This is a genomic window from Actinomyces gaoshouyii, assembly GCF_002076915.1.
Taxonomy (GTDB): Bacteria; Actinomycetota; Actinomycetes; order Actinomycetales; family Actinomycetaceae; genus Actinomyces; species Actinomyces gaoshouyii.
The window spans coordinates 1,892,298-1,904,648 of record NZ_CP020468.1; the positions used below are offsets into that span (position 1 = coordinate 1,892,298).

General features: G+C 70.7%; 11 protein-coding genes and 1 pseudogene. 7 read left to right on the forward strand and 5 right to left on the reverse strand.

Going from position 1 to position 12,351, the window contains the following annotated elements; translation table 11 throughout:
- The first annotated feature begins 43 nt into the window (after positions 1-43).
- On the forward strand, positions 44-1,333 hold the full coding sequence (locus tag B6G06_RS07810) for an LCP family protein (protein WP_164505210.1): 1,290 nt from the start codon (positions 44-46) through the stop codon (positions 1,331-1,333).
- A 96-nt stretch (positions 1,334-1,429) separates the two neighbouring features.
- Entirely contained in the window at positions 1,430-2,845 is a 1,416-nt protein-coding gene (locus B6G06_RS07815; RefSeq protein WP_229657865.1) for an LCP family protein, read from the forward strand.
- 167 nt (positions 2,846-3,012) lie between these two features.
- Here the strand turns inward: B6G06_RS07815 and galE are convergent, their stop codons facing one another.
- Positions 3,013-4,002 carry a UDP-glucose 4-epimerase GalE gene (galE, locus tag B6G06_RS07820; protein WP_081171813.1) on the reverse strand — a complete coding sequence of 330 codons (990 nt, stop codon included), beginning with the start codon at positions 4,000-4,002 and terminating at the stop codon, positions 3,013-3,015.
- A 77-nt stretch (positions 4,003-4,079) separates the two neighbouring features.
- Here galE and B6G06_RS10740 point away from each other — a divergent pair, with 77 nt between their 5' ends.
- Positions 4,080-4,553, forward strand: a complete 474-nt coding sequence (locus B6G06_RS10740; protein WP_081171814.1) for an Abi family protein — start codon at positions 4,080-4,082, stop codon at positions 4,551-4,553.
- Between the two features lie 79 nt (positions 4,554-4,632).
- On the opposite strand, the pseudogene purE reads toward B6G06_RS10740, so the two are convergent.
- Positions 4,633-5,154 (reverse strand): annotated as a pseudogene (gene purE, locus B6G06_RS07830) (5-(carboxyamino)imidazole ribonucleotide mutase); the annotation flags it as partial.
- Positions 5,155-5,216: 62 nt separating this feature from the next.
- Positions 5,217-6,446: a 5-(carboxyamino)imidazole ribonucleotide synthase gene (locus B6G06_RS07835; protein WP_081172283.1), complete on the reverse strand. Its 1,230-nt coding sequence runs from the start codon at positions 6,444-6,446 to the stop codon at positions 5,217-5,219.
- A gap of 57 nt (positions 6,447-6,503) precedes the next feature.
- Here B6G06_RS07835 and B6G06_RS07840 point away from each other — a divergent pair, with 57 nt between their 5' ends.
- The 4 genes from B6G06_RS07840 (at position 6,504) to B6G06_RS07855 (ending at position 10,311) form a co-directional block, all read left to right on the forward strand.
- On the forward strand, positions 6,504-7,847 hold the full coding sequence (locus B6G06_RS07840; RefSeq protein WP_240494044.1) for a hypothetical protein: 1,344 nt from the start codon (positions 6,504-6,506) through the stop codon (positions 7,845-7,847).
- A 61-nt stretch (positions 7,848-7,908) separates the two neighbouring features.
- On the forward strand, positions 7,909-8,397 hold the full coding sequence (locus tag B6G06_RS07845; protein ID WP_080462087.1) for a GtrA family protein: 489 nt from the start codon (positions 7,909-7,911) through the stop codon (positions 8,395-8,397).
- Positions 8,398-8,576: 179 nt separating this feature from the next.
- Positions 8,577-9,236 carry a VTT domain-containing protein gene (locus B6G06_RS07850; protein ID WP_205635488.1) on the forward strand — a complete coding sequence of 220 codons (660 nt, stop codon included), beginning with the start codon at positions 8,577-8,579 and terminating at the stop codon, positions 9,234-9,236.
- Between the two features lie 67 nt (positions 9,237-9,303).
- A complete protein-coding gene (locus B6G06_RS07855) occupies positions 9,304-10,311 on the forward strand; it encodes an N-acetylmuramoyl-L-alanine amidase family protein (protein WP_164505211.1) in 1,008 nt (335 codons plus the stop codon).
- A gap of 142 nt (positions 10,312-10,453) precedes the next feature.
- Here the strand turns inward: B6G06_RS07855 and B6G06_RS07860 are convergent, their stop codons facing one another.
- Both B6G06_RS07860 and B6G06_RS07865 read right to left on the reverse strand, forming a co-directional pair.
- Positions 10,454-11,533, reverse strand: coding sequence for a sensor histidine kinase (locus tag B6G06_RS07860; protein WP_080463490.1), 1,080 nt, complete (start codon positions 11,531-11,533; stop codon positions 10,454-10,456).
- A 24-nt stretch (positions 11,534-11,557) separates the two neighbouring features.
- Positions 11,558-12,223, reverse strand: coding sequence for a response regulator transcription factor (locus B6G06_RS07865; protein WP_080463489.1), 666 nt, complete (start codon positions 12,221-12,223; stop codon positions 11,558-11,560).
- Positions 12,224-12,351: the final 128 nt, after the last annotated feature.

A 12,351-nucleotide genomic window follows, 5' to 3' on the forward strand; every position in this document is an offset into this window, starting at 1 on the left:
CACGATGCTGGGTCTCGCCTCACTGATTCTCTAGACTCGACGCGTGCCCAACACCGAGAAGCCACACGCACGGCATTCGATCAAGGACCTGGAGAGGCGAACCGCCCGCCGGGTCGGCTTGGTGTTCCTGTCACTCGTCCTGTTCGTCACCTCCGCGGCCGGATTCGTCTACATGGACCTGCAGAGCCAGGTCAAGCGCTTCGACATCTCCGACTATCTGGACGGCTCCGCCACCCGCACGGACGCCATCGGCGACTCCTACGACGGCCACGCCCTCAACATCCTCGTCCTGGGCACGGACACCCGCAGCGGGGCGAACAACGTCGACGGCTCCGAGGGCAGCGAGGACACCTCCGTCGCCCGCTCGGACACGGCGATGATCATGCACGTGTCGGCGGACCGCTCCCGGGTGGAGGTAGTCTCCATCCCCCGTGACCTCCTCGTGGACATCCCCTCGTGCAAGACCTACAACGGCACCGAGTCGGCCCCCCAGCCGGAGACGATGTTCAACAGCGCCTTCGCCACCGGCGCCGGCACCGGCACCGACTCGAAGGCCCTGGGCATCGGCGCCGCCTGCGCGATCAACACCGTCGAGAAGACGACCGGCGTCAACATCGACGAGTTCATGATCGTCGACTTCCACGGCCTGAAGACGATGATCGATGCCCTGGGCGGCGTCAACCTCTACGTCTCCGAGGAGATCGACGACCCGGACTACACCCAGCTCTACCTGCCCGTGGGCTGCCAGCACCTCAACGGCACCGACGGCCTGAAGTACGCGCGCGCCCGCCACGGCTACGGCAACGGCTCGGACATCGGCCGCATCGCGCACCAGCAGAACCTCATGGCCGCCATGATCCGCACCGCCCAGAGCAAGAACATCCTCTCGGACGCCAATCAGCTCTACTCCTTCGCCCGCACGGCGCTGGGGTCGCTGACCACCTCCGAGAAGATCGGCAATCTCACCAACCTCCAGGGCCTGGCCAGCTCGATCCAGTCCATCGGCATGGACCGCATCACCTTCCTCACCGTGCCCAACGAGCCCGCCAGATGGGACGCCAACCGCGTGGTGGCCACCGATGACGCCAAGCCGATCTGGAAGGCCCTCAGGGAGGACACCCCCGTGCCCACCGGTTCGGTGAGCGGCAAGGCGGATGGCTCCACCGCGTCCCCGGCGCCCAGTTCCTCCGACGCCGCTGCGGGCTCCTCCTCGACCGATGCGGCCGAGCAGACCGATGCCCCCATCGTCGCCGATAAGCCCAGTGGGGCCCCTGCCCCCCAGGCGCCGGCGCCCGCGGCTCCCTCCACCGACCCCGCCGCCCAGTGCAAGTGAGGCGCACGCCCTATGACGTCGAATGACGGTCTTCCTCCCAGCGTCGCCCCGGGCTCTGGAGGACGGGCCCCCAGGCCCCCGAGGCCGCCACGCGCGGTGAGGCAGGGCCAGCAGCCGGACCCCCGGCCCACACCGGAGGCTCCGGCGCGCCGCAGCGTGCTCGGCGGGAACCAGGCGCAGGCGGGCCCGCAGCCCCCAACGCCGACGGCGATCCCCCGCCGGCGGCCCGCGCCGTCCTCCCGCGGCGCGGGCGGCAGCCATGTCAGGCCCGGATCATCGGCTCGCGCGCTCGGGACCGCGCCGCAGCCCCCCACCCCCGACATCACGCAGACCCTCCCCTCGGGCTACCCGCCCGCCGGGCAGGACTATGAGGACCATGGCGCTGGAGCGCCCGGCTACCCGGATGCCCTCCCCGCGTCCTACGGCCCCTCCGCGGGAGGCTGGCAGGACCGGCCCGCGCCGGGCGCGGTCCCCGCGGGCCCGAGCGGCCCGATGCGGCCCGGATCCCCCTCGGGCCCCGAGCCACTCGGGCCGGGACGCCGCGCCGCCCGGCGCCGGCGCCGGGTCCTCGGCTGGGCCACTCTGGCGGTCGTCCTCGTGCTCGGGGTCATCGTAGGCCGAGTGGCCTGGCTGGCCCACGAGGTCGATGACAAGCTCGGCCGGGTGAACGCCCTGTCCGGCGCGAAAGACACCGCCGGGCAGACCTGGCTCATCGTGGGCTCGGACGCCCGCGGTGATGGCGGTATTGCGGAGGATGGCACGGAGGGTTCCCGCGCGGACTCGATCATGCTGTTGCACAAGAACAACGGCCAGTCCTCGCTGACCACCCTGCCGCGCGACACGTATGTGGAGATCCCCGGCTATGGCGGGGACAAGATCAACGCCGCCTACTCCTACGGCGGTCCCGAGCTCCTGGTCCTCACCGTGGAAAATCTCAGCGGCCTGACGATCGACCACTACATGGAAGTCGGGATGGCCGGCGTCAAGGAGACGGTCGACGCCGTCGACGGCATCGACGTCTGCCTCGACTACGACGTGGACGACCCCGACTCCGGGCTGGTGTGGGACACCTCGAAGGGCACCTGCCAGCACGTCGACGGCGAGAAGGCCCTGGCCTATTCGCGCATGCGCAAGTCGGATCCCACGGGGGACATCGGCCGGGGCCTGCGCCAGCGCGCGGTGATCAGCGCCGTCGTCGACAGGGCCGTGTCCGCCAAGACGCTCATCAGCTGGCCGCGCCAGGACAAGCTGGTCGACGCGGGCACGAAGGTGCTCACCGCCGACGACGGCACCGGCCCGACGGATATCGGGCAGATGGTGCTCGGCTTCCGCGCAGCCTCATCCGAGGGCCTCACCGGCGCCCCGCCGATCGATTCCCTCGACTACGAGCCCGGCGGGATCGGGGCGGCCGTGCTGCTCGAGGACAGGACCGCACCGGACTTCTTCTCCAAGCTGCGCGAGGGCCGGCTGACGTCCTCCGACTTCAACAAGGTCGAGATCCCCACCTCCTAACCCCCTCCCCACCGAAACCGGTCGAAAACAGCATCGAGACCGGTCGATATCACGATCGAGACCGGTTCCGAGCGCAGGGGCCGCGGGCGCTCGGGTGGGTTCACCTGAGCACCCGCGCCCCCGTCGTCGTCAACCGGCGCGCTCCGCAGCGCCCCGCGCGCGGCCGGTCAGGCGAAGTGCGGCCGGTTCGGATCTGCTTGCCAGGCGCTGAAGGCCGAGGCGACGATGTCGTCGAGGTCGTACTCGGCCCGCCAGCCCAGGACCCGGGTGATGCGCGAGGCGTCACCAATGAGCTGCGGGGGGTCGCCCGCGCGGCGGTCGAGCTCCTCGGGCACGAGGTCCAGGCCGGTGGCCGCGATGACCTTGGCGACGACGTCGCGCACGGACGCCCCCACGCCGGTGCCGACGTTGAAGACGTGCTCGGCCATCTCCTTGCCGCTGGCGAGGTAGTCGAGAGCGGCGACGTGGGCGGTGGCGAGGTCGCGCACGTGGATGTAGTCGCGGATGCAGGTTCCATCCGGGGTGGGGTAGTCGGTGCCGAAGATCTTGGGGGTCTCGCCCTTGGCGAGGCGGTCCATGACCATGGGGATGAGGTTGAGGGTGGCCATGTCGCCCAGATCGTCCCAGCCGGCGCCGGCGACGTTGAAGTAGCGCAGCCCGGCCCAGCGCATGCCCCAGGCGGTCTCGGCGTCGGCCATCATCCACTCGCCGATGAGCTTGGTCTCCCCGTAGGGGTTGATGGGGTGGCAGTCGATGTCCTCGGGGACCACCTCGATGGGCGGCATGCCGTAGACGGCGGCGGAGGAGGAGAAGATCATCTGGTCGACGCCCGCGGCCTCCATAGCGAGCATCATGTTGGCCAGGCCGCCGACGTTCTGCTGGTAGTACCAGGCGGGACGGGCGACGGACTCGCCGACCTGCTTGCGGGCGGCGAAGTGGATGACGGCGGTGACGCCGCGCTCCCTCATGACATCGGTGAGCCGCTCAGGGGCGTCACCAGCGGCGACGTCGAGCTCAACGAGGGCCGCGCCCTCAACCCGGCTGGGGGATCCGTAGGACAGGTCATCGACGACGATCACCTCGTCCCCGCGCTCGAGCAGCAGACGGACAACGTGGGCGCCGATATAGCCGGCGCCACCTGCGACAAGAATGCTCATGCGCCCAGTCTAGACGTGTCAGCAGCCGCCGGCCGCGTGTATGATGTCCCTACACCATACCCCCAGGCCTCTGGCGCATGCTACGCCCAAATCGGGGGGTCTTCTCTTATGGTGGTGCCGTGCCCGAGCGACCGTCGCAGGCCTACGAGAAGCCCCCGCTCAACGAGAACCAGTTGCTCGACCGGGACCGGTCCTTGCGACTGTTCGTCATGGACACCCTGGAACGTGTCGAGGTCGCGGTGCGAGCCTCGATCTCGAACACCATGTCCCTCAAGGCACCGGGAGGCGCCTTCTGGTACCTCGATCCGCGAAACTTCGACGGCGAGATCCGCTTCAGTGACAGCCTCTCCACCATCTCATCTCGCGGGAGACGCGCCGGCACAAGCAGCGCACCCAGAGACAGGCACCCGAGCACGCGAACACACTCGAGCGCAAACGTCTGTATCCCGTTCTCGTGTCGCTCCAGACGATCCTGTACACCATCAGCCCGCACTCAACGTGGGCAAAGCGGCTGCATGCCCTGCTCCATCACTCCGCCTTCGTCCCTCTGACGGCACTGGGGATGGCGGAGGGCTGGGACAAGGACCCGTTCTGGGCGGGCGTCATCGTCGACGCACATTCCTGAGCGCGGCGCTCGCGCAGGGCCGCGCCCTTGGCGTGGGCGACTCGGCCGAGCTCGGCCTGGAAGGCATGCATGGCGGCACGGATGCGCCCAGCCTCCTCGCCCTGCCCCGCACCGAGGATCCGCGCCGCGAGCAGCCCGGCGTTGCGAGCCCCGCCGATGGACACCGTGGCGACGGGCACGCCCGCGGGCATCTGGACGATGGACAGCAGCGAGTCCATGCCATCGAGATGCTTGAGCGGCACCGGCACCCCGATGACGGGCAGCTCCGTGACGGCGGCGAGCATGCCGGGCAGGTGGGCGGCGCCGCCGGCACCCGCGATGATGACGCGCAGGCCCCGCGCGGCGGCGCCCTGCCCGTAATCGATCATCTCGGTGGGCATGCGGTGGGCGGAGACGACGTCGGCCTCGTAGGGGATGGCGAACTCATCGAGGGCGTCGGCGGCCGCGCTCATGGTGGGCCAGTCGGAGTCGGAGCCCATGACGAGGCCGACGAGCGGCTGGGAGGTGGTGTCGGGCGTGGCAACCATGGTGGGCCTTTCGCTGGGAGGAATGAGACGGACCGGATCGAGGGCAGCAGTGGAGGCGCGGTTCAGGCGTCCCCGCGCAGGATGGCGACGACGGTGCGGGCCCGCTCGCGCAGTCCCTCCACGTCATCGGCCGGCCCGGTGAGGTTGACATGCCCGAGCTTGCGACCAGTGCGCCAGGACTTGCCGTAGAGGTGGATGCGGGCCTCGGGATCGGCGGCCATCGCCCGGGCCAGCGCGTCCTCGCCCGGCTCGTGCCGCCCCCCGATGAGGTTGACCATGACGCAGGCGCCCGCGGTCGGCTCGGTCGAGCCCAGCGGCAGGTCGAGGACGGCCCGCAGGTGCTGGGCGAATTGGCTGGTCACAGCGCCTTCCTGCGTCCAGTGCCCCGAGTTGTGGGGACGCATGGCGAGTTCGTTGACAAACAGGCGGGTCGGCTCCCCGAAGGCCTCGACGGCGAAGAGCTCGACGGCGAGCACCCCGGTGACGTCGAAGCGCTCGGCGATCTCGCGCCCGATGCGCACGGCCTCGTCGGCGGCGGCCGGGTCCAGCCCGGGGGCGGGCGCCAGCGCCTCGGAGCACATGCCGTCGGCCTGGATCGTCTCCACGATGGGCCATGAGGCGACCTGCCCACTGGGAGAGCGAGCCTGGAGGGCGGCGAGCTCGCGTGTGAAGGGGATGGCCTGTTCGACGAGGAGGCTGGTCACGGCCCCGCCGCCGAGGCTGCCACCACCGCCGGTCGCGCCACCGGCGGCGACGGCGTCGATCCACTGGCCGGCGCGGCCGGCCTCGAGATCGCGCTCCTGGCGCACGAGGAGGACGCCATGCCCGTCGTAGCCGCCCCGAGGCGTCTTGAGGATGACGGGCCAGCCGTGCTCGGCGGCGAAGCCTCGGATGGTCGCGCGGATGGAGGCGGCGTTCCCACTGGCCGCGGTCCAGGCGGGCTGGGGCAGGCCGGCGGCGTCCATGGCGCGGCGCATGGCGATCTTGTCGCGGGCGAGCAGCAGGGCATCGGGCGAGGGCCGCACCCTGACGCCCTCGGCGGCCAGCGCGCGCAGGAGCGCGTCATCCTGGTGCTCGTGCTCGAAGGTAAGGGCCCCGGCGCCCGCCGCGAGCGCGGCCACGGCCCCGGCGTCGTCGGCGGCGCCAACAGGCGAATCGACAGTGACCAGCGCCGTCGATCCGTCCGGGGCCTCGACCAGGGCCCGTAGATGGATGCCGAGGGCGCTGGCCTCCTCCTGCATCATGCGGGCCAGTTGCCCGCCCCCGATGACGGCGACGGTGGGTGCGCTCACGGGCACAGGCTACGACAGGGTGTCGAGTCCCGCTCGATCCGCCCGTACCCTGGCCCCGTGTCTGATATCCAATCGCCGGGGAGGCCGATCCCCCGGTCCGAGCAGGCCGGCTCCGACCAGGGAGGGCCCGCGCCCTTGGCTGGCCCCGCCGGCCCGCCCGCTCACGCCCCCGGCGACGCCCGGGCCCCGCGCCCGCCCCGCGCTCTTCAGGTCCTGGCGGTCTGGGGCGCGGCGAGCCTCCTCACCCTCCTCATGCTCAGGCTCGGGGCGCAGGACACGCCGGCGACGCCGTGGGCGGGGCCCGCCCCATCATGGAGCGAGCACATGTCCTTCTGGGACGCGGGCTGGTACGAGCGCATCTTCCGCGAGGGCTACCCGGCGATCCTGCCGGAGGGCGGTGGTGGCGCCGTCGCCCAGAACTCCTGGGCGTTCATGCCGCTGCTCCCCCTGCTGGCCACCCCCTTGACCTGGCTGGGCCTGCCCTTCTATCCGGCGGCGGCCCTAGTGGCGATCATCGCCTCGGGGGTGGGCGCCGTCGTCATGGACCGCTGGCTGGCGCCGCGGGTCGGCGGGGTCCCCTCGCTGTGGGGGGTGGCGCTGACGTGGACCTCCATGTGCGCCGCCGTCCTCCAGGTCCCCTACGCCGAATCCCTGGGGCTGGTGCTGGTCGCGAGCGCGCTCATGGCGGCCGAGCGCCGGCGCTTCGCCATCTCCGCGCTGCTCATCATGGTGGGCGCCATGGCCCGGCCGATCGGCCTTCCCCTGGCGCTCGCCCTGGGCCTGTGGTGGTTGTGGGAGCTGGCGGCAGCGCGAGGGCACGAGGGGCCTGGCGATGATCACGACGGCGGCCGAGCCCGCGCCTGGGCGCGGGGCCTGGGGCCGAGCTGGGCCCAGCTGGGCGGCCGCGGACCCGCGGGGTTGGGGGCACTGGCCGCGGTGGCGCTCGTGAGCGCGCTCGCATGGCCGGTGGCGGCGTGGCTGGCGACCGGGCGCATGGACGCCTACACCGCCACGGAGACCTCATGGCGCGGGGGCGAGCTGATGCCCTTCCTGCCGTGGCTGGATCGCGGGCAGTGGTGGGTCGGGGAGCACCTGGGCTGGCTGCTGGTCGCCTGCGCCCTCGCCCTGGCGGCCCTGGGGCTGGGCTCGCGGGCGTCGCGCTCGCTCGGTCCCGCCGCCTGGTTCTGGTGCGTTGCCTACGCGCTCTACCTCCTGGCGTTCTTCGACCCGACGACGTCGCTGCTGCGCATCCTGCTCCCCCTGGCCCCGCTGGCCTGGGCAGCCGCCGCGAGCGCGGGGCGCCGGGGCCGGTGGGCGCTGGCGGTGGCGGGGGTGATGGCCCAGGCCTTCTGGATCAGCTGGGTGTGGGATCTATCATCCGCGATCACCTGGGTGCCCTGATCAGTGGCTTAGCATCTCCCCCGTGAACGACAGCGCGACCTTGACCGCCACGGCCGAGCCGATGAGCCTCTCCAGCCGGATCCGCGCCTGGGTTCATGAGTTCCTTCAGTTCGGGGTCGTCGGCGCGCTCGCCTACGTCATCGACTCCGGCCTGTTCAACCTCGTCCAGCACGGTCCCACCGGCTTCCTGTCGGGCCACCCGAACTCCGCGAACGTCTTGAGCGCAACGGTCGCCACGATCTTCTCCTGGGTGGCGAACCGCTACTGGACCTACCGGGGCCGCACGAGGGAGAACGCCTGGCACGAGGGGCTCCTCTTCGCCCTGGCGAATATCGGTGGCCTGGTCATCACCCAGTTCTGCCTGCTGTTCACTCATCATGTCCTGGGACTGACCGGGCCGCTCGCGGACAATATCGCCGCCTACGTCGTCGGATTCGGACTGGGCACCGCCTTCCGCTTCCTCTTCTACCACTACATCGTCTTCACCAACACCAGTGGAGCGCACGACGGCGCCTCCGAGCGCGCGGTCCCCTCCAACTCGGCGAAGTAACCCGAGGAGCCGTGCGGTCCACGATGCCGCAGGACGCTTCGAGCGTGATCGTGCCGGATACCACATCGGGGATGAGGGAAGGCTCACGGCCAGCACTCCGCCCCTCTCCCTAGCCTTGCCGGGTGACTGCTTCCCTCACGGCTCTCGCCGCGCTCAACGCCGTCGTCCCTGCGGCCCCGATGCCCGCCCTCGGTCCCAAATGGCTCGACGCCGGGGAGATGATCACCCAGATCGTCTCCTGGTTCGGTCCTTGGGCGATCGTCGGCGTCATGCTCGTGATCTTCGCCGAGACGGGCCTGCTCGTCGGCTTCTTCCTGCCCGGTGACTCCCTCCTGTTCACCCTCGGGCTCTTCGTGGCCACCGGCGATGTGGGCGTGCATATCTGGGTGGCCGCCCCGCTGATGTGGTTGGCGGCCATTATCGGCAACCAGACCGGTTACCTCATCGGGCGCAAGGCCGGCCCGAAGATCTTCAACCGCCCGAACTCCCGCCTCTTCAAGCAGGAGTACGTGGAGCGCACGAGCGACTTCTTCGAGCGCCATGGGGGCAAGGCCGTCACCCTGGCGCAGTTCGTGCCGATCGTGCGCACCTTCACCCCGGTGATGGCCGGTGTCGGGCGGATGCACTACCGGCACTTCGTCATCTTCAACGTCATCGGCGCCACCTTCTGGGCCTTCGGGATCACGTGGCTCGGCTACTTCCTGGGCTCCATCGAGTGGATCCAGAAGAACATCGACGTGATGATCCTCGTCATCGTCTTCGTCTCCGTGGTGCCCATGATCGTCCATGCGCTGGCCGAACGCCGCAAGAAGAGCGGGGACGGATCGGCTCGCCCCTGATCAGGCCCACTCCACCGCACAGGCCCCGCAGCGCCGCTGCCCGGTCACAACCATTCACGAGGTACTCATGAACCCGCACCGACCGATCTGCGCGCTCGGCTCCGCGACTCTTCTCGCGGGACTTGCGCTGATCGCGCCGGCGGCTCTCGCCTCGCCGGCCGACGCCGCGCTCGCCGTGGCCCCCACCGCCCATACCGCCCCCGCCGACGGGTCCGCCAATGGGGATAACGCCGCCGGGAGCATCGGCTGGGTGATGTCCCGGGCCGGGTCCTGGTCCTACATCAACCCAGCCGACGGCCGGGCCATCACTGGGTGGCTGCACACAGGAGGCTCCTGGTTCTACCTCGATGACGACGGCGCGCTCGTGACCGGATGGGCCGTCGTCGGCGGAGACTGGTACTACTTCGACGCCGAGGGCCGGATGGTCACCGACTGGAACTGGATCGACGGCGCCTGGTACTTCCTGGGCGACGAGGGAGCCATGGCGGTGGGTTGGAATCTCATCGGCGGCTCCTGGTACTACTTGGCCGGCAATGGCCAGGCCGCGATGGGGTGGCTCTTCGAGGGAGGCGCCTGGTACTTCCTGGGAAACAGTGGGCGCATGGCCGTCGGCTGGGCGAATCACCTGGGTTCCTGGTACTACTTCAATGGCTCGGGGCAGATGCTCACCGGCTGGATCGTGGACGGCTCCACCTGGTATCACCTTGACACGTCGTCGGGGCGGATGATCGCCAGCGAGCCGGTGGCGGGCGCTGCCGGCTCCTCGGGCACCTCCGCCGCTGAGGCGAAGGCCTACGCGAGCGGCCAGATGAGTGCCTGGGGCTGGGATAGCAGCGAGTTCTCCTGCCTGGTGAGCCTGTGGGATCGCGAGTCCGGCTGGAACTACCGGGCCTCCAACACCTCGGGCGCCTACGGCATCCCGCAGGCCCTGCCCGGCAGCAAGATGGCCTCGGCCGGCTCGGACTGGCAGACCAACCCCGCCACCCAGATCAACTGGGGCCTGGGCTACATCCAGGACCGCTACGGCAGCCCCTGCTCGGCCTGGGCGAGCTTCCCGTCCCAGGGCTGGTACTGACGCATCACCGAGACCGGTAGAAAACTCGCGCGAGACCGGTCGAAAATAGGAGCGAGACCGGTTCTCGGACCGGTCTCGCTCCTATTTTCGACCGGTCTCGCTCACGGGGGGGAGGGAGGAGGGTAATCGATGGACAGATGGGTCAGAAGCGGCGGCGGCGGCCGACGTTGACGATCGCCCCTTGCGGGAGGACGGTGTTCGGGTCGAGGGAGCGCGGCACGGCGGCCAGGAGCACTGAGAAGACCGGTGGACGGCGCGCGGTGAGCTCGATGCGGCCCCCGTCGGCCTCCACGAGGTCCTTGGCCAGCGCCAGCCCCACGCCGGTGGAGCCGTGCCCGGACACGGAGCGCTCGAAGATGTGCGGCGCGAGCTCGTCGTCGACCCCCTCGCCCTCGTCGGCGATGTCGATGAAAACGCCGTGCCCGCCGTTGGCGCTGCGCACGGAGACGGTCGTCGTCCCCGCCCCGTAGCGCAGGGAGTTCTCGATGACGGTGGCCAGGACCTGGGCGAGCGAGCCGGGGCTGGCGAGCACCGGCTGATCGACGTCGTCGGTCAGGACCAGCTCGCGCCCGGCCTCGGCGAAGGCCGGCCCCCATTCCTCGCACTGCTGCTCGAAGAGCTCCCCGAGGTGGAGGGCCTCCGTGGTTCCGCCACCGCTGCGGCGCGAGACCTTCAGGAGGTCGTCGACGACGCCTGTCAACCTCTCCACCTGCTCCAGGCAGGCGTGGGCGTCGGCGCGCACCTGCTCGTCGTCGGCGATGAGCTCGATCTCCTCCAAGCGCAGGCTGAGGGAGGTCAGTGGCGTGCGCAGCTGATGGGAGGCGTCGGAGGCGAACTGCCGCTCGGCCGCGAGCCTGCCGGCCACGCGCTCGGCGGAGCGCACGAGCTCGGCCTGGACGAGGTCGATCTCCTCGATCCCGGAGACCCGGATGCGGGGGCGCACCTGCCCGCTGCCCAACTGCTCGGCCTCGGCCGCCAGGTAGATGAGCGGGGCGGAGATGCGCCGCGAGACCTTCGAGGCGACGACGGACGCGGCGGCCAGGGCCACGATCGCCAGGGCGGTGCCCACCGTCACCACGGACAGGACCGTGCGCCAGCGCTCATGATCGTCCGACGCGGACCGCGCGGCGTAGAAGATCGTCGCCGCGCCCAGGGGCACCCCCAGGAGGATGACGGCGACGAGCACCGCCGCCATGGTCATCTGGAGGGTGCGGCGTCGCATCGGATCCCCTGGGCGAAAACGGCCTCAGGCCAGGCGGTAGCCCGCGCCCTCGGCGAGGAGGACGGCGGGGGCGTCGACGTCGTCGCCGAGCTTGCGGCGCAGCCAGGTGGCGTGCATGCCGAGCGTCGACTCCGAGCCGGTGGGGTCCTCGCCCCAGACCTCTCGCAGGATGTCGTCGCTGTCGACGACGGCGCCCGCGCCGCGCACGAGAACTCTCAGGAGCTCGAACTCGCGGACGGTCAGCTGCAGCTCACGACTGCCCACGAAGGCGCGGTGGGCGGCGACGTCCACGCGGATATCCCCGTGGGAGAGCTGGTCGACGGCGGCCTCGCCGGAGGCGCGGCGGACCTGGGCGCGCACGCGGGCGAGGAGCTCGGCGAGCCGGAAGGGCTTGGTGACGTAGTCGTCCGCGCCGGCGTCGAGGCCGACGACGTGGTCGGTGTCCTCGCTGCGGGCAGTGAGCATGAGGATGGGGATGGTCAGGCCCTGCGCGCGCACGGTCCGCGCGACGTCGAGACCGTCCATGTCCGGCAGGCCGAGGTCGAGTACGAGGATGTCGGCCTCGCCGATCTCCTCCAGGGCGCCCTTGCCGGTGCCGTGGGCGCGGACCTCGTAGCCCTCGCGGCCGAAGGCGCGGGCGAGGGGCTCGGAGATGGCGGGGTCGTCCTCGACGAGAAGCACGATTGTCACGATCCAGATACTAGCCGAGTTGCCCGGGGGGTGGCAGTGGCTCCGTCGCCATCGTGAGCGGCACGGGGATGCTCTCGCATGGTTTTCCGCGATATCGCGAGGAAATACCCACCCGAGCAGAACCTGGG